16 protein-coding genes and 3 pseudogenes are annotated in these 16,867 nt (G+C 59.9%); 8 read left to right on the top strand and 11 right to left on the bottom strand.

Features of this window, described 5'->3' with window-relative positions:
• Positions 1-16: 16 nt before the first annotated feature.
• Both IPK32_06990 and IPK32_06985 read right to left on the bottom strand, forming a co-directional pair.
• Complete coding sequence (locus IPK32_06990; protein MBK8091721.1) at positions 17-1,933, bottom strand: adenylate/guanylate cyclase domain-containing protein; 1,917 nt, start codon at positions 1,931-1,933, stop codon at positions 17-19.
• Positions 1,934-2,046: 113 nt separating this feature from the next.
• A complete protein-coding gene (locus IPK32_06985; GenBank protein ID MBK8091720.1) occupies positions 2,047-2,592 on the bottom strand; it encodes an NADH-quinone oxidoreductase subunit I in 546 nt (181 codons plus the stop codon).
• 148 nt (positions 2,593-2,740) lie between these two features.
• Here IPK32_06985 and IPK32_06980 point away from each other — a divergent pair, with 148 nt between their 5' ends.
• Entirely contained in the window at positions 2,741-4,015 is a 1,275-nt protein-coding gene (locus tag IPK32_06980) for an amidohydrolase family protein (protein MBK8091719.1), read from the top strand.
• Between the two features lie 12 nt (positions 4,016-4,027).
• Here IPK32_06980 and IPK32_06975 read toward each other — a convergent pair whose 3' ends face one another.
• The 5 genes from IPK32_06975 to IPK32_06955 form a co-directional block, all read right to left on the bottom strand.
• Positions 4,028-5,305, bottom strand: coding sequence for a c-type cytochrome (locus tag IPK32_06975; GenBank protein ID MBK8091718.1), 1,278 nt, complete (start codon positions 5,303-5,305; stop codon positions 4,028-4,030).
• A gap of 382 nt (positions 5,306-5,687) precedes the next feature.
• Positions 5,688-7,280, bottom strand: a complete 1,593-nt coding sequence (locus IPK32_06970) for a hypothetical protein (protein ID MBK8091717.1) — start codon at positions 7,278-7,280, stop codon at positions 5,688-5,690.
• A gap of 70 nt (positions 7,281-7,350) precedes the next feature.
• Entirely contained in the window at positions 7,351-8,274 is a 924-nt protein-coding gene (locus tag IPK32_06965; protein ID MBK8091716.1) for a 2-hydroxyacid dehydrogenase, read from the bottom strand.
• Between the two features lie 34 nt (positions 8,275-8,308).
• Positions 8,309-8,812: a hypothetical protein gene (locus IPK32_06960; protein ID MBK8091715.1), complete on the bottom strand. Its 504-nt coding sequence runs from the start codon at positions 8,810-8,812 to the stop codon at positions 8,309-8,311.
• Positions 8,809-9,174, bottom strand: a complete 366-nt coding sequence (locus IPK32_06955) for a hypothetical protein (protein MBK8091714.1) — start codon at positions 9,172-9,174, stop codon at positions 8,809-8,811. Before IPK32_06955 ends, IPK32_06960 begins: the two co-directional genes overlap by 4 nt.
• 10 nt (positions 9,175-9,184) lie before the next feature.
• Between IPK32_06955 and IPK32_06950 the strand changes: the two genes are divergently transcribed.
• Positions 9,185-10,279 carry an MFS transporter gene (locus IPK32_06950; GenBank protein ID MBK8091713.1) on the top strand — a complete coding sequence of 365 codons (1,095 nt, stop codon included), beginning with the start codon at positions 9,185-9,187 and terminating at the stop codon, positions 10,277-10,279.
• Positions 10,255-10,515, top strand: a complete 261-nt coding sequence (locus IPK32_06945) for a hypothetical protein (protein MBK8091712.1) — start codon at positions 10,255-10,257, stop codon at positions 10,513-10,515. The genes IPK32_06950 and IPK32_06945 overlap by 25 nt, the downstream gene beginning before the upstream one ends.
• A 326-nt stretch (positions 10,516-10,841) precedes the next feature.
• Here the strand turns inward: IPK32_06945 and IPK32_06940 are convergent, their stop codons facing one another.
• Entirely contained in the window at positions 10,842-10,994 is a 153-nt protein-coding gene (locus IPK32_06940; GenBank protein MBK8091711.1) for a TSUP family transporter, read from the bottom strand.
• Between the two features lie 96 nt (positions 10,995-11,090).
• Here IPK32_06940 and IPK32_06935 point away from each other — a divergent pair.
• Positions 11,091-11,739 (top strand): annotated as a pseudogene (locus tag IPK32_06935) (NIPSNAP family protein).
• A gap of 189 nt (positions 11,740-11,928) precedes the next feature.
• Here IPK32_06935 and ssb read toward each other — a convergent pair.
• The 3 genes and pseudogenes from ssb to IPK32_06920 form a co-directional block, all read right to left on the bottom strand.
• A pseudogene (gene ssb / locus IPK32_06930) lies at positions 11,929-12,522 on the bottom strand (single-stranded DNA-binding protein).
• Between the two features lie 1,000 nt (positions 12,523-13,522).
• Positions 13,523-13,672 (bottom strand): hypothetical protein, encoded by a 150-nt coding sequence (locus IPK32_06925; GenBank protein ID MBK8091710.1) that lies wholly within the window; start codon positions 13,670-13,672, stop codon positions 13,523-13,525.
• 32 nt (positions 13,673-13,704) lie between these two features.
• A complete protein-coding gene (locus tag IPK32_06920) occupies positions 13,705-13,905 on the bottom strand; it encodes a hypothetical protein (protein MBK8091709.1) in 201 nt (66 codons plus the stop codon).
• Positions 13,906-14,575: 670 nt separating this feature from the next.
• On the opposite strand from IPK32_06920, the pseudogene IPK32_06915 reads away from it, so the two are divergent.
• The 4 genes and pseudogenes from IPK32_06915 to IPK32_06900 form a co-directional block, all read left to right on the top strand.
• Positions 14,576-15,323 (top strand): annotated as a pseudogene (locus tag IPK32_06915) (ATP-binding cassette domain-containing protein).
• Complete coding sequence (locus tag IPK32_06910; protein ID MBK8091708.1) at positions 15,295-15,636, top strand: hypothetical protein; 342 nt, start codon at positions 15,295-15,297, stop codon at positions 15,634-15,636. Before IPK32_06915 ends, IPK32_06910 begins: the two are co-directional and overlap by 29 nt.
• Positions 15,633-16,025 (top strand): hypothetical protein, encoded by a 393-nt coding sequence (locus IPK32_06905; protein MBK8091707.1) that lies wholly within the window; start codon positions 15,633-15,635, stop codon positions 16,023-16,025. The genes IPK32_06910 and IPK32_06905 overlap by 4 nt, the downstream gene beginning before the upstream one ends.
• Before the next feature lie 373 nt (positions 16,026-16,398).
• Positions 16,399-16,867 (top strand): glycosyltransferase (locus tag IPK32_06900; protein ID MBK8091706.1); only part of this gene is annotated, 469 nt, incomplete at its 3' end.

Here is a 16,867-nt window from a genome sequence, read left to right as displayed (position 1 = left end):
TTTTTTGGCGCTGTGCCTACACGGACACTCGCCAGGGCTGTACTTTCACCTGCATGCCCTTCAGTTGCACGGGCTCCAGGGGCTCTGCGGCGACGAGCGACCGTGCCTGCTCGTAGGTGGCATCATCCATGATGATCTCCCCACGGCCAGCGATGCCACAGAGGCGGGATGCTAGATTCACACTGTGACCGAGCACGGTGTAGCTCAGGCGCTGATCACTGCCCATGCAGCCTGCTACCACATCCCCCGTGGCGATACCGATACCGACCTCGATGGGATGTTTTGCCGATTCATTATGCGCACGCCGCACCTCCAGCATGGCCTGGGCACACTGCACCGCCCGCGCCGCATCACTGCCACCACTCACCGGAGCGCCAAAGAGCACCATGATGAGATCACCGACGAATTTATCCACGATGCCCTCATGGGCATAGGCCACCTCCGTGAGGGCGGTCATGTGATCATTCAGCAGCTCAATGACCTCTGCCGGTGGCATGTGCTCGGTGAGGGCGGTGAAGCCACGGATGTCGCAGAAAAGCATCGTCACATTCCGCAGCTCACCACCCAGACGGCCAGTCTGCTCGATGAGCTGCTGCGCCACGGTGCGATCCGCCACCGCATTGAGCACGCTGCGGTATTTTTCCTGGAGTGAGAGTCCCGCCGCCATTTGATTGAAGGAAAAGGCCAGCGCTCCCAGCTCATCACGCCGCGTCACTGGCACTCGCACGGAGAAGTTCCCCTGCTCGATCTCGCGGGCGGCCCGCGACAGCTCCGTGACAGGGCCAGAGAGATTCCTGGAGATCCAAAGCACCGCCAGCAGTGCCACCAGCAGCGCCAGCGCCACCAGCGCAGCCACCGCGCCACGCAAACCACGTATCTCCGCATCCAGTGCGGAGAGTGGATACAGATTCACCTGTGCCGCGATCGGAAAGGGCGAGCCTGGATTGAGCACACGAAAAAAGATCTCATGCCGCACACCGCCGATGCTCACCTGCATCTCCCGCCGTGCACGCCGAGAGTCTGCCATCGCCTCAGCCACCTGCGCGGCCACTTCAGCACGCTGCTCCTTCGGGATCGTGGTGCTAACCAGTCCATCCTCCACCCAGATGCCGCTCATGATTTCCCCCAGCTCTGAACGTCGCGACTGCTCATAAAGCATGCGCTCCAACTGCGACACCAGCGGCAGGCCGAAGAGGAACGCACCGAGGAAGCGCCCGTCCTTTTCTTCACGCAGCGGAGTGATGAAGACCTCACGCACCTGCTCCGTCTCGCGGTTTTCGCGATCGGTGAACTCCAGCTTCAAATAGCCCACCTCCTGCTCCTGGAGCACGTCCTCCAGTCGCCGATCCTCCAGCCACGGCAGCTTATCGCCTTTTCGTCGCACCTCCCCATTCGCATCCTGCGAGAGTCCAGCTCCCAGCAGCCCCAGGGCTCCGGGGATGCGCTGTTGGGAGGTGGCGATGAATTTCCCCTTCTCATCGATGAACGCCACGAATGGCGCTTGACCAGGTGGGTATGAAAAGCGCCCTTTCGCATCCTCTCCACGGGCACCCGCAGAGCGCGACCCGCCGCCCTTTGCCCCATCACGCTTCGGTCCCAGCTTCGGCATCTCAGACTGCATCCGCTCTGAGGCCAATTGATCGAGCTGGGGCCGCAGATGCTGTGCGAGCTGCTTAAAATCATGTTTGGATACCGCCGCCAGCACCTCGGGCTGCTCTGACATTTGCAGCAGCACCTTGGATAGAGCCTCAAAGCGCCGAGTCCGCGCCAGCGTGAGCGTGGCGATCTGTTGCTCGAATTGTTCTTCAAAGAGCTGCCGGTAGGCCGCTGTGAATTTCCGCTCGGCCAGCAGCAGCGCCGCCGTCGTCACCACCGCCACCACGGGAAAGATGGTCAGGATGAGCTTGGCACGGAAACTAGTGAACCACTGCATGCGAGTGTGAAAAGGGAGAGTGTGTAGAAGGATCTACCAGCAAAACGCCGCTCAGCTACCAAGGTTTCTCACAGACAAAGCACTCGCCGCACACCTGTGCAGCTCCACAAGGCTCACTTCATCTCATTCCACTTATTCACTAGGCCCACGCGTTGGCCGCCGATCTGGTAGAGCTTCGCTTTGTCATGCACCATTTCCTTGCGGCTGAGACCGGTGATGGCGTAGTCCTTGCGCAGGAAGATGGCCTGCTCTGGGCAGACCTCTTCACACATCCCGCAGTAGATGCAGCGGATCATGTCGATGTCGAAGGCCTGCGGACGCTTCTCGACCTTGGCCCACGGATCGTCGCTGGGGATCTCACCGGGGGTGATTTTGATGGCCTTCGGCGGGCAGATGAACTCGCAGAGCTGGCAGCTCACGCAGCGCTCACGACCGTGCTCATCCGTCACCAGTGCAGGAGCCCCGCGATAGTGCTCTGGGAGCTGATCGTCCCATTTCTGCTCTGGGTACTCCATCGTCACCTTTGGCTTCTTGCCCGCGATTTGCAGGAAGGTCTTGATACCGTGGCTGACGGTGATTTTGAGGCCCTTCACGAGCGTGGAAAGGAACCAGCGCTCGTGCCAGGCGAGCTTGGGGCGTTGAACGACGATGGTAGCCATGAAAAATGCGGAGTGCTCCCCAGAGGGGCTGCGGAGCGGGGTTTTCGGGTGCGGAGTATCGGAACGCACAGCGCACGGGCAACCGCATTTTTGGCCAAAAAAACAAATCTTCTCCTCCCAGCGCCCGTTTTGTTGCCTCTCTCCACCCATGAAGCTCCAATCTGGCACCACCCTCATCCAAAATGGCCAACTCATCGACGGCACGGGCGCCCCTCCCGTCCCGAATGCCAGCGTGATCGTCACCGACGGCCTCATCACCTACGCCGGCCCCGCCAGTGAGGCCCCTCCGGCACCCGATGCCCAAAAAATCGACGCCCAGGGCGGCACCATCCTGCCAGGACTCATCGAGGCACACATCCACCTCACCTATTTTAATGTCACCGAGCTACAGGACCTCGACATCAAGTTCCCCGTCGAATACGTCACGCTCCAATCCGCCGTAAACGCAAAAACCGCCCTCGAATGCGGCTACACCAGCGCGCGCAGCGGCGGCTGCCTGCACAACATCGACGTCTGGATGAAAAAGGCCATCGAGGAGGATATGATCCCCGGTCCGCGGCTCGCCACCAGTGGTCGCGAGATCTGCGGCGCAGGCGGTTTGATGGACTGGAACCCCGATTACCGGAAAATCGGCATGGAAGGCATCGTCTTCATCGTCAACGGCCCCGATCAGGCACGCACCGCCGTGCGCAAGCTCGTCAAAGACGGCATCGAGTGGGTGAAAACCTATCCCACCGGCGATGCCGCCTCTCCAGACATCAATGACCACCACACCCTGTGCATGACCTTTGATGAAATGCACGCTGTCGTCGCCACGGCGCATAATCACGGCCTGAAAGTCACCGGCCACTGCCGTGCCCGCGAAGGCATCTACAATGCGCTGAAAGCCGGTTACGACGCCATCGAGCACGGCACCTTCATGGATGCAGAATGCCTCGACCTGCTACTCAAGCGCAACGTGCCCATGTGCCCCGGCCTCGGCTTTGAGCTCTTCAGCGTGCAGCGCGGCAAGGAATTCGGCCTCTCCCAGCGAGTGCTCGATGGACATCAGGAAACGCTCGAAGCCGGAGCCGAAAGCGCCCGCATGGTGCTCAAAGCCGGCGGCACCCTCGGCCTCGGCGGCGATTACGGCTTTGGCTGGACTCCGCACGGCACCTACGCCCAGGAGCTGACCTTCTTTGTGGACTATGTCGGCTTCAGCGTGCTGGACACGATCCAATGCGCCACCCTCGGTGGTGCGAAGATGATGGGCCGTGCCCATGAGCTGGGCTCCGTCGAAAAAGGCAAGCTCGCAGACATCCTCGTCGTCGATGGCGATGTGATGAAGGACATCCGCATCCTTGAAAACCGCAAAAACATCCGCGCCGTGATGCAGGGCGGCATCATCAAAGCAGGCACACTGGTGCAGCCGCCACAATGGTAAAGCACCACCCCATCACGGCGTCTTCTCCTTCAATAAAAAGGCCAACAAGTCCGCGAACTCCGCTTCCGCGATGCTTTGGGCAAAGGTCGGCGGCATCAGCGACATCGGCACCACGTCCCGCTTCGCGATGTCACGCTGGCTGATGCGGTGTTCTTTGCCTGTGGCATCTGCTAGCAGCAGCACCTGCCCCAGCTCCGCTTTCAGGAATCCTGCGATCACGGCGCCATCCTTCAGCGTCAGCGTGTGCAGATGGAAATGCGCATCCACATTGCGGTAGGGGTCTAGGATGTCCTCACACAGCCGCGCCACACCGCGTGCGCCGATGCCATCGAGCTGCGGGCCGATCAGGCCGCCTTCGCCTTTGATTTGATGACAGGCGGCGCAGTTCATCTTGAAGACATTCGCTCCGACTTCGAGATCGGGCTTCGCTTTGGCAAAGGCGGCGACTCGGGCAGCGATCAGCGCATCGAGTTGCTGGCGCTGCTCCGGCGAGACGGGCAGGGGCGGTGGCGCAGGCCGTGTCGGCAGATAGACGGCCAGTTTTTCTCGCAAAGCAGCCGGGGCGCTGTGCTGGAGCATCACGGCGAGCGTTTTGAGCGATTCGCGAGTGCTGTCCTCGCTTTGGAAATCGTTCACGCTAACCACCGCAGGCTCGATCTGCGATATTCCGAGCCAAGCGTAGGCTTTGCCGTCATCGCCGTCGAAGAGCTCGATGCGGACAGGTTTGCCAGCATGTGTGGAGAGATCCAGCTCGCTACGTTGCGGCTTGTCATCGCGTGGTGGGAGTGCGCGGGCGATTTCACGGCCATTTTCAGCCTCCACGATGCGGAGGATGTTTTTTTCATGCGCTTTGGCCTTGGGGGAGCCGCAGTGGCCATTGAGCCAAAGCGTGAGTTTGGCCGGTGCGTCGAAGATTTTCGACTTCAGCATGCCCGTGCGGCTTTCTTCGTCTCCGCCGCCCTTGGCCATGCTTTGCAGCACGGTGACTTCAGAGCCATCGGCGAGCTTTCGCGGCTGGAGGGACCATTTGGCGTTTCCAGTGCTGGTCCACGCGGGAGCGGGTTTTTGGGAATCGGCTGCGAGGAGCTGTTTGGCCAAATTTTGAGCCCAGGAGAGCATCAATGGCGGTGGCGGCGTGCCGCGTTCGCTGAGGCCTTCGTGGATGGCGGTGAGGAGTGGGAGTGGACTGGTGGAGTTTTGGAGTGATGCTTGTTTGGCAAGAGCGATGACTTGCGGTAGCAGCACGAGATCACCGTAGCGAGCGATGTGGGTGAGGGCGTGTGGCGTCATGCTCCGGCCAGCCTGGAGACACCGTATTTGACCGATTCAAGCCTCCGTAGTGCTTCTTTGTCCTCCAGCCATCCTGGCTGCGAAAGCACGTCCCGAAGCAACAGCCGGAGAGCATACACATAGGAGTCATCTCCCAATCTGTCTGACCAGTCGTTTTCGGGCCCTGGAGGGGAAAGCATATTTTCTATCGTACTGACCAGCATCCATATCATGGAGCTACGCCAGGACGGATCACCCACGAGAAAGTCAGGCCGCCGCAACAAAGCCTGTGTTGAGACTCGTCCGATGGCGCTGCCTCGACCATCGAAGGCAATGCCGAGGTTCCATTTCTCCCAGGGGTGGAGCTGATCATAGGAACCAATCACCTGCGCCGCATGTGACATCAGCAAGCCGTATAACTGATCCCCCCGGTCCTCAATCCAATCTCCGCCGGTGTGGAGATTGCGCAGCGTTGGAGACGAAAGCTCTCCGAGGTCGGCAATGCCCACATTGAATGGGCCAATCGAAGGTCACATTTGGATGAGACATGAAAAATCGAAAATCTCCCGTGATGGTCATTTCTTGACATGGTTTCGCCTGACTCAAAAAGACGAAACAACTCCGGAAGCCATTCTTTGGTGCCGCGCATTCTGACTTCGCGGAGGGCCAAATGGCGACGTGTCAGATTGGGATGTCCTAGTTCCTCCACGATTCGCTTGGCAGGCATTGCGGCAAAGTCGGTGGTCAGCGGTTGTGTGTCTTTCTTCACCACACGCCAAATTCTCCCACGCTCTTTGTCTCTGCCCGGATGATCCAGTGGCACTTCGTAGTGGCCGATGATCTTGTTGTAGAAGTCGGCGATGTAAAGGGCGCTGTCGGGGCCGAGGGTGAGATCGACGGGGCGGAACCATGGATCGTCACTGGTGATGAAGTCGGGCTGCTCGTTCGCCTTGGGGGTGCTGCCGGTGAAGGTGACGTGGTCACGATTGACGCGGGAGGTAACGGGATTGCCCAGCAGGATGTGATCGTCCCACTCAGGGCCCCACACACCGCCGTCGAGATAAACGATGCCGCAGATGCCCGTGGAGCCATGCGTGTGCTGGCACATCACAGGTGCGAAGCCGAGTCCATCATGCGGTTTGCCAAAGCTGGGATAGCAGGCACCGCGAATGAGCTGATACACAGGCGAGCTGTGGCAATCTGCGCTGTAAAGATTGCCGTAACGGTCCCACGCGAGGCCAAAAGGATTCACCTGGCCGCTGGTCCACAGTTCCACCTTTGATCCGTCGGGCTTGAAGCGGAAGACGTTGCCGCTGTGAAGCTCCAAAGTTCCCGGTTCGCGGTTCTCAGTTCCCGGTTGGCGGTTCTGCGGGAGGATTTGGAATTTGCTGGTGTTGTTAAACCCATGCGTGGCATAGACCCAGCCATCCAGGCCGAGGCGGAAGCTGCTGCACATGCCGTGGGTATCTTTTTCATAGCCCAGCGGGCCAAAGAGCACCTCACGCACATCCGCACGGTCGTCGCCGTCGGTGTCGGCGAAGTACCAGATGTTGGGGATGCTGAAGGCGATGCAGCCCGCTTTGTGCTGCGGCTTATGCCATGGTAGGACACCGGTGGGGATATTGAGCCCGTCGGCGAAGTCGGTCACGCGATCCGCGCGGCCGTCGCCATCGGTGTCTTCGAGGATCTTGATGGCATCGCGGCTATCTCGGACGCGGGTGCCTTGAGGATCGGACCAGCGGCTTTTATCGGCGGCATACGGATACTCCACGGTGCTACTGACCCACAGGCGGCCCCTGGCGTCGAAGGCGATGTTGATGGGCTTGTTGATCTGCGGCTCGGCTGCGAAAAGCTGCACCTCAAAGCCTGCGGGCACATGCAGCGCTGCCCGCTCCGCATCTGGAGACAGTGCCTCGGTCTCACGCACGAGTCGGGTGTCCTTTTCGGCGTGCAGCAGCGAGAGGCCTGTCAGGAAGAACAAAGTCGGAAAACGCATGATGAAAGCTACTGCGTAAGCGGTGAGAGCGGTATTTCTAACTTTCTCCGCATTCACACGGATGCCCTTTTTAGCACACGGGCGTGATCAGCTCCCGGTCGGCGAAGTGCGCGGCGAGGTTCTCCAGCACCAGATTCGCCATCGCGAGGCGTGTCTCATGTGTGGCGCTGCCTACATGCGGCAGTAGCACCGCATTTTCGCATGCCAGCAGCTCCGCAGGCACGCGTGGCTCATCTTCAAAGACATCCAGGCCTGCGCCACGGATCGTCCCGGCACGCAGCGCGGTGATCAGCGCCGCCTCATCCACCACACTGCCGCGTGCGATATTGATCAGCGTGCCCTCACGGCCTAAAGCGGCCAAAACAGGCGCATCCACGCGCTTTTGCGTCTCTGGGCCGCCGGGGCATGCGATGACCAAAAAGTCACTTTCTGCCGCGAGAGCCTGCAAATCATCAAAATAGGCCCACGGCACATTTTGCGGCTTCCGGCCGTGGTAGGCGATTTTCATCCCATGGGCCTCAAGACGCCGTGCGATGGCCTTTCCGATGCGGCCGAGGCCGAAAATGCCCGCTGTTTTGCCCCGCACGGCATGTGCCAGTGGGAATGGCCCCGTCAGCCAGCTCCCGGCATGCAGGTAGCGATTGGACTCCACCAGCCGCCGGCTCGTCATCAGCACCAGCGCTACCGCGATGTCTGCCACGTCATCCGTCAGCACATCCGGCGTATTCGTCACGCGGATACCGCGCTCACGGCAATACGGAATAGGCACCCCATCATAGCCCACGCCCATCACGCTCACGATCTCCAGCGCAGGCATGCTCGCGAGCAACTCCGTGCTCAAGACTGTGCCGCCCAGTGGGATCGCCGCACGGATGCGCTCCAGGTGTGGCTGCGCATCCTTCAGCACATGGCAGGTGTAAGCTGCCTCTAGCGGCAAACGCAGAAAATCCGGCAACGGTGCAGCGAGGAGTACTTCAGGTCGGGTAGTGGGCACAGTGTGAGGAGGGTGATGGTGAATGGCGGAGGCATCACGGCTGCGGCGGACTCGTCTTGGGCAGAGTCGGGGCTGCCTCTGGCTCGAAATCCAGCACTGCCTGGTGCGTGCGCAGTGCCTTGCGTGCTTGGCCAAAGAGGGAGCTCAGGTCATCTGCATTCTGCTGCTTTTTATCGTCGATGTAATCCTGCAACTTCTTGATCTGCGCATCTGCATCCAGGCTCACACCGGCCATCGACTTCTGCGCCTTGGTGTAAACCTGTGAAAACACGCCCTGCGCCTGCTCGAAGGCCTGCTTTGCACCCTGATTGCGCTCGTATTCCTTTTCTGCCTCGCGGTAGCTTTTGCTGAAGAGGCGTTTGAAGAAGCTCCCCTTCGGTTTCTCCACCACCTTCGCCGCTTGGGCCTCAAAGTAATCTTGGAGCTCCTTGAACTCCTCCATCGGTTTTTGGTACTGCTTCTTCAGGTAGCCCAGGCCGGTGGTGATCACCGTGAGGCGCTCCACCTCGGCCTTGGAGAGCTGCTGGCCGGACTTCACCTTATCCTCCAGCGCATTGATGTAGCCCAGCGTGGCCTGATTCCCCTCAAAATGCTGCTAAACTCCCGCGCTGCTGCTGTCAGCCGCTTCCGCTCATCCTGGCGCATCGCGGCCACAGTCTGCGCATGCTCGGCATTCAGAGCATCGAGCGCGAGCTGGTGCTTCGCGGCCTGATTCTCCAGCGACCGCTGCATCAGCTCATCCTTATCACGGAGCTGCGCATCATGCTCTGCCTCGATGCGCAGTATATCGGCCCGCAGGGCATCATTCTGCGTGCGTGTCTGGAAAAGAAACCAGCCCAGCACACCAGCTCCGAGCACGGAGATAACGAGGAGAGCGACGAGGTTTTTGATAGCAGTCATGATGGTGACCATGATCCTGTTGCTGCGCAAACTCTGCAAGATCATTCAGCGTGCGGCGCTTGACTGCTCCTACGCTATGCCTGAAGCCGTCCCTCACCCCACTGCCGTCCGCCACCAAGTACTCGCCACTGGCACGGTCGTGGCCTTCCTGATGTACCTGGACCGCATCTGCCTGGCGAACATCCTGGGCTCGGATTCCTTCCAGTCAGACATCAAGCTCGATCAAGGTCAGATCGATGGCATCAAAAGTGCCTTCTTTTGGGCCTACGCACTCTTCCAGGTGCCAGCGGGCTGGCTCAGTGACCGCTTCGGAGCCCGCATGCTGATCACCATCTACATCGCGGCGTGGTCATTTTTCACCGCAGCTACCAGCTTCGCGACCGGCTTCTGGACGCTCTTCATCGCCCGCATGTTCTGCGGCTTGGCGGAGGCGGGTTACTACCCGGCTAGCAGTAGTCTGGTCACACGCTGGGCCCACATCGGGGCACGCGGGCTCTTCAGCGCCATCATCTCCTGGGGTGGGCGCATCGGTGGAGCCGCTGCACCGTGGCTCACGGCTTTCGTCATCCTCAAATCAGGTGATTGGCGCTACGCGGGCTGGATCTACGGCTTTGGTGGGCTGGCCGTGGCAGTGTGTTACTGGACCGTCTTCCGCGAGCACCCGCGCCTGCACCCACGCTGCAATGAAGCCGAGATCACGCTGCTGGCTGAAGGCCGCGGCGACTTCCAACCGGTGAAAAATCCGCCGCGCAGCTTCCCCTGGGCCGCCGCCTGCTCCAGTGGCAATCTGTGGCTCGCCAATGCCGTGCAATTCTTCACCAACATCGGCTGGGCCTTCCTGGTGCTCTCTCTGCCAGATTATTTAAAGATCGTCATGCATCTGGATGACGCAGCGAGCGGCTGGGTTACTACGGCAGCGCTTTTCATCGGCATCTCGGCCCTGCCCATCGGCGGCATCGCGACAGATGCACTCACTCGCCGCTACGGCAAGCGCCTGGGGCGCATGCTGCCGCCTCCATCACCAAATTCGCCGCTGCGGCCTGCTACCTGCTCGCCCTCACCACCGATACGCATTGGGGCATGGCCTTCAGCTTCGGCATGGTGACATTCTTTGCGGACTTCGGCCTACCAGCGATGTGGACGACGATGCAGGACATCAGTGGTAAGTATCAAGCACAGCTCTTTGGCTGGGGAAACATGTGGGGCAATTTCGGCGCCGCCCTGCTGCCGCTCATCTTCACCAAAACCTGCTACTCTACGACACCAATCACGACTACCACGAAGGCGTGTGGGTCTGCGCCATCGCCTTTGTGCTCGCAGGCATCTTCGGCCTCTTTGTGAATGCTGAGAAACCGGTCACGCAGAGCTAGACCTAGCAGCACGAATTATGAAAACGAGCCGGTATAATAGGCGGCAGAATAGTCTGAGCCGAGCTTTTTGAGAACATGTCTAGGCCCGGCCAGCCCAGAGCATGCGGATGCCAAAGATGATCAAAAGCACGCCGAAGCCCTGACTGAGCGTCTCGTTGCTGAGGCGCTTGAGCCATCCCGCGCCGAAGTAGGCCAGGGATGGAGGATGCGATGGCGGTGTAGAGCACGACTTGCCAGTTCACTAGCCCGCGCGGGCGTTCTGGGTGGTGGCCATGAGTGCTGTGGGGATGATGATGGCTAGGGGGTGGCGACGGCGGTTTTCTGCGGCATATCGAGCAGCAGGACAAAGGCCGGGACCATCACCACACCGCCGCCGACACCGCAGAGTGCCGCGATGATGCCGCTAACGACGCCAATGGCGAGACACTTGAGGATGAGCGTGGTAGTCATGTCCTGCTCCGCATAGGCAGGAAGTAGCGAGGGGCAAGGTGGACAAAGAAAAGCATCTTTGCGCTGAAGCGAATCCGCGCCAGCATCCGCACCGCCATGAAAATGCTCCGACTTCTCGCCACTGCGGCTTCACTTCTCTTCACTGCCTTTTCCACTGCTCACGCGGACCCCGTCTATGAGCTACGCATCTATACATGCCATGAGGGGCGGCTCGATGCGCTGCTCACACGCTTCCGCGACCACACCTGCAAGCTGTTTGAAAAGCATGGCATGAAGAACGTGGGCTACTGGGTGCCTGTGGATGAGGAGAATGGCTCCAAAACCACGCTCATCTATGTTTGGAGCATGCCAGCCGCGATGCCGCGAAGGCGAGCTTCAAGGCCTTGGCGCTGATCCAGAGTGGCAGGCTGCTGCAAAGGCGAGCGAGGCAGATGGCAAGATCGTGGCGAAGATCGAGTCGGTCTTCATGACCACCACGCCGTACTCCCCGGTGCTAAAGATCGAAAAAGGCAGTAAGCCACGCGTCTTTGAACTGCGCTCTTACATCACCCCTCCAGGCAAGCTCGATGCGCTGCATGCCCGCTTCCGGGAGCACACCATGAAGCTTTTCTCCAACCACGGCATGAGCCACCTCGCCTACTGGACACCGACGGATGAGGACAAAGGCGCCGGCACCAAGCTGATCTACATCCTCTCTCGACAGCAAGGAGGCCGGTATCGCCTCCTTCACTGCCTTCCGTGCTGATCCAGACTGGTCAAAGCCAAGTCTGCGAGTGAGGCTGCCAATGGTGGCCCTGTTCACCATCCAGCCGCAGGCTGAAGGCGTGAAAAGTGTACATGAAAGCGACGGACTTCGCCCGTGCAGTGACTGGGTTAAATAAAAAAGAGCGGCTGGCTGTGATGCCTGGCCGCTCTTTTTGGGGGAAAGTGGGAATCAAAATGATCCGTCGTCTTCCATGCCCTCGGTGATGGGTCCGTCGCCGAAGTCATCATTCTGGTGGGCTGGGGCAGGGCGTTGGGCTGACGCTGCGCTGTAAGCAGCAGAGCGCTGCATCGGACGCTGGGCAGGACGGCTGTAACCGCCGCCACCATTGCCGCCTCCGCCGCCATAGCCGCCGCCACCACCACCACCACCACCACCATTGCTGCCGCCTTCGTCTTCATAACCGCCGCCGCCAGCAGGGGCACCGCGATCACCTGGGCTGCCGAGGAATTGCATCTGCTCCTGACGACGCGAGGCGTGTGCGCTTCTGGCCAGTCTGCTTGTCCTCCCAGGAATCCATTTGGAGACGGCCTTCGATAAAGACTGGGCGGCCTTTGTGCAGATATTTGCCAGCGAGCTCGGCCATCTTGGACCAGAGCACCACATCGACGAAGGTGACTTCCCCACCTTCTCCCCGCTGTCAGAGGTATAGACGCGATTCACTGCGAGACCGATGTCGCATACTGCGCTGCCTTTGGGCGTATAACGCACCTCGGGGTCGCGGGTGAGATTGCTGATGAGCATGACTTTATTGTAGGAGGCCATAACAGGAGAGGAGAGTTGCCATCATTGCCGGGGCGGCGCTTCCCCGGCAATGTATTTTTGTCTTCAAAGCTCCCCGTGGCATGCTGGCGGCGTGCTGGACCTCATCGACGCCTTTATTCTCCATCTCGCCACGGAACGCGGTCTTCCGTGAATTACCAGCTACTGGTGCGTCGTGCTGGAGTCCTTGCCTCCTGGTTGCGGGCAGATGGCCCCGAGGCTCCCGCAGCCGTCACCACGGAGATTTTGGCGATTTCCTGGCGCAGCGAAAAAGACGGCATCGCCGCCTCTGCGCGGCTAGAGCTGGATCGCGTTGAAGATTTTTTCCGCTTTTTGGCCGCCCGGCGCTACATCACGAAAGACCCTGCGGATGCGCTGTTGCCACCGCGGCTGGAAAACGCCTCCCGGCACTCTGGGCGAGCTGACGTGAAAGCTCATCGAATCCGTGGATGGCACGAGTCCGGCTCGACCGCCGTGACCGGGCGATTTTCGAGCTTTTTTATGCCAGCGGCCCACATACGGCTCTCCGAGTTGCTCGATGCACGGCTGGAGAACCTGAGCCTGGAAGAAGGCTGGATACGCGCGTCACGGGCAAAGGGCGTAAAACACGCCTCGCACTGCAGGAGCAGCTGCACGGGATGCCCTAGCGGCGTATATCGAGCATGGCGGCCAGGGGCTGGTGCGGCTAAAGACGCAGAGTTTTGTGTTTTGAGCAAAACGGCCTCCGCCTCACCAGCGAGCGCATTCAGGCCATCTTCCGGGAGATGAGCAGCGGCCTGTGGCTTCGAAAGCATGTCCACCCGCATAAGATGCGTCAAACAGCTTGCCACGCATCTTCCACCCACGGGCGGATTTACGCGTGATCCAGGAAATGCTGGGCCACGCCGGATATCGCCACCACGCAGATCCACACCCACGTCGATCAATCCCGACTGAAGGAGACACATCGGAAATTTCACCCACGCGGATGATGCCCTGCCGGCGCTGGAGGGCAGAAGGCACACTAGCGCTCGTTCGATGATGTGTTACGATCCGCCCCGTGCCCCTGCCGAATACCAGCGAAGTCCTCGATACTAGTCCAGAAAGTGCCCTCCACCATCTGGGTCACTGCGGCACGGTAGGCTTCATCGCTTTTGGCGGCTGGGTTTTTCACGCGGCGTGATGCGGCAGCTCGTGGGCATGTTCTCACTGGCCATCTCCGCCGGGGGTGGCCTGGTATGTCTTTCGCACCGCGGACATCTTCGGCGCGGCGGGCATCGCCATGACGACCAATCGGCTGCTCTTCTTCTCTCCGCTGCGCCGGGTCTGCTGGCGTATTTTATCTGCAAAGCGGGCGTGTATCTGCTCCGCGTTCGGTTTGCCTGTCAATCTCGTCAGCGGACTCACGGTTGGCGTGGCATGCTCCTCAGTGCCTTCCCCTCCAGCTTTCTGCTATGGATCGCGAGCATGTCGCCGCGGCTGCTCGGCAGCCTGGATAGTCTGGAAAGTGCCGCCGAGATCGTGGAAAAAGAACGGCAAAGTGCAGTCGGAGGCGCAGTCCATCTTTGCCAGCCTGAGCCAGCGCATGGACAGTAGCTTCCTGGAGCGATCGCCCAAAAGCTCGACCCCTATGACATCCGCGCTACGGCGAATCTGTCCCGCCTGCTCATCCTATGGCCAGAGGCGCGGTGTGGTAGCGTCTCGTTGCCCAGAACCCGAAACGGCCCAGGCACTCAATCACTCGCGCATCATCGAGCTGGGGCACGATGCAGAGGTGCGTAAAGCGATCGAGCGGCAGGACTTCGCGCCCTGGCGCTGATGAAAAAGTCGAAGAAGCAGCCCAGCATCCCGATTTGGCGGAAATATCAGCGGCCTAGCGCTCGATCAGGCGATGGACAGCAAGGTCGGGACAGCGTCCGCAGCCGGTGACGCTGCATTGAGTGTTGTTTGTGACGTTTTTGTTGCCCTGGAATCGCTGACAGTGTGTGGTGAATGGGCCAAATACCCTCCTCCTCACTTGCCAGACGTGTCGCCAGCCTCTTCCAACCATCCCTTCCTCTCGTAGAGCGCTTTAATTATGCCTACGGGGACCACCAGGTGCTCTTTTGATGTCGATCTGCCGATCCGCAGTGAAGACGTCACTGCCCTCATCGGCCCATCGCTGCGGTAAGAGCACGCTGCTGCGTGCCATCAATCGCATCAACGATCTGGTGGACAGCGCTCGCGTCGTCAGTGGCACCATTCGCATCGACGGCGTGGATTTATACACTCCACAGGTCGATCCCATCGCCCTGCGGCGGCAGGTGGGAATGGTATTCCAGAAGTACAATCCTTTCCCCCGCTCCATCTTTGAAAATGCCGTCTATGGCCTGCGAGTCGCGGGTGTGACAGATAAGCACGAGCTCATGGATGCCGCAGAGGAGCCTGAAGTCTGCCGCTCTGTGGGATGAGGCCAAAGACCGCCCGTAAGGAGATGGCCAGGGCTCTCTGGTGGTCAGCAGCAGCGTCTCTGCCATCGCCCGGGCCATCGCACTCCAGCCGCGCATCCTGCTCATGGATGAGCCCTGTGCCGCGCTCGATCCCATCGCCACGGCACGCATCGAGGAGCTCATTTATGAACTCAGGGATCGCTACACCTTCATTATCGTCACGCATAACATGGAGCAGGCCAAGCGGATCGCTGACCAAACCGCCTTCTTTTACAAAGGCAACCCATCGAGCATGGTGACACGATGGACCTCTTCACCCTGCCCAAAGATCGACTGACAGAGCAGTATGTGACGGCAGGCTGGTCCAGTGAGGGGCCTGTGTGCGGGTGGTCTTGACGGGCGCGGTGTCTGGGACGACGAGGGACGCCCATGCCCGCAGAAAAACTCATCGCCGCCGCTCTCCCCGCGTGAGGACTTACGTCCGCTCCGCTTCGCAGAGCCCGTGGAGTATGTCTATCAGCCACTCGAGTATGCGTGGGCATCGCATGCGGCCTATCTGACACGGTTCGGCGCCACGCGGAAGAAAGTCGTGTTCGTCGGCATGAATCCAGGCCTTTGGCATGACGCAGACGGGGGTGCCATTTGGGAGATCGCCGCAGTGCGTGATTGGATGCAGATCTGCGAGCCCGTGGGCAAACCAGGAGCGTGAGCACCCGGAAGCGGGCCGTGCGCTGGGGGTTTGCCTGTCCGCAGTCGAAAGTGAGCGGCAGGCGGCTATGGGGCCATTTCGCGGCGAAATTTGGCCCGGCGGAGAATTTCTTCCGAGAGCACTTTGTGGCGAATTTTTGCCCACTCGTGTTCATCGAGGCCGGAGGGAAGAATTTCACACCAGAGAAGCTACCCCGCCGCAGAGGCCGCCGCACTCAACGCACACACTGTGATGCCCATTTGCGTGCTGTGATCGCAGCCCTAGAGCCGCAGGGTGATCGGCGTGAGCCTACGCGGAAGAATGCGCCGGGCGTGCGAAGAGGCCCTGGGGGCGGCTTTAAACCGGCCGCGTGCTCCACCAGTTCCCGCCAGCCCTGCCGCGAACCGTGACTGGGCCGGTGCAGCGACAAAGCAGCCGGAAAAACTCGGTGTGTGGTGAATCCCGATGACACTTAACCCCACGTCTCATCATGTTTAGCCACGGCGAGGAAGTCCCTATCATCTGAAAGGAATCAAACCCGCCGTCGGATAGCTTCCGGGATGTATGTGGTGATCGCTCTTTCTTATCTGGTGTGGAGGCCAACGGTTTTTAACCCTGATGAATGGTGGTTTTCACTGATCTTCTATCTAGTAACAGCTTATGGAATCCTGATAGGTTTGACACTCGTGAAGGTGTGCCCGCACCCGGCATCGCGGACCCGGAGCTTCGGATTTCCGTCCGACGATTGATGTGTTTTTGCCCGTTTACACTGAGCCGGCAGAGATGATCGAGCTGACTGTCATGGGGGCTGTCAGTATCGACTACCCTCATGAGACTTTCTTGTTGGATGATGGCAAGCGACCAGAGATCGCGGAGATCGCAAAAAAATATGGCGTGCATTATCTCACCCGGGCAGACAACTCGGGAGCGAAGGCGGGAAACCTCAATAATGCACTTCGGCATTCAAAAGCTGATTTCGTAGCGACTTTCGATGCAGATCATATTCCACGCCGAGATGCCTTGGATACGCTGGCAGGCCACATGAAAGACCCCCTGGTGGGAATGGCACAGGCACCCCAGACTTTCTACAACGAAGACAGCTTTCTGTTTTTGGACCGTGTCGTAGGCGCGGGACGCTGGCATGAGCAGGCCTATTTCTTTGATGTGCTCCAACCTAGTCGTGATTGTTTTGATGGTATCACGGGTGTGGGCACTGGCGTGATTTACCGTCGTAGCACCTTGGATGAAATCG

The sequence above is a fragment of the Verrucomicrobiaceae bacterium genome (genome assembly GCA_016713035.1).
Classification (GTDB): domain Bacteria; phylum Verrucomicrobiota; class Verrucomicrobiia; order Verrucomicrobiales; family Verrucomicrobiaceae; genus Prosthecobacter.
Note: the sequence above shows the minus strand (reverse complement) of the source record. Positions and strands in the feature narration are given on the sequence as shown.

Coding starts and splice junctions, on each gene's coding strand:
- IPK32_06990 (MBK8091721.1), bottom strand. CDS start 1,933: ATGCAGTGGTTCACTAGTTTCCGTGCCAAGCTCATCCTGACCATCTTT.
- IPK32_06985 (MBK8091720.1), bottom strand. CDS start 2,592: ATGGCTACCATCGTCGTTCAACGCCCCAAGCTCGCCTGGCACGAGCGC.
- IPK32_06980 (MBK8091719.1), top strand. CDS start 2,741: ATGAAGCTCCAATCTGGCACCACCCTCATCCAAAATGGCCAACTCATC.
- IPK32_06975 (MBK8091718.1), bottom strand. CDS start 5,305: ATGACGCCACACGCCCTCACCCACATCGCTCGCTACGGTGATCTCGTG.
- IPK32_06970 (MBK8091717.1), bottom strand. CDS start 7,280: ATGCGTTTTCCGACTTTGTTCTTCCTGACAGGCCTCTCGCTGCTGCAC.
- IPK32_06955 (MBK8091714.1), bottom strand. CDS start 9,174: ATGACTGCTATCAAAAACCTCGTCGCTCTCCTCGTTATCTCCGTGCTC.
- IPK32_06950 (MBK8091713.1), top strand. CDS start 9,185: ATGATCCTGTTGCTGCGCAAACTCTGCAAGATCATTCAGCGTGCGGCG.
- IPK32_06945 (MBK8091712.1), top strand. CDS start 10,255: ATGGCCTTCAGCTTCGGCATGGTGACATTCTTTGCGGACTTCGGCCTA.
- IPK32_06940 (MBK8091711.1), bottom strand. CDS start 10,994: ATGACTACCACGCTCATCCTCAAGTGTCTCGCCATTGGCGTCGTTAGC.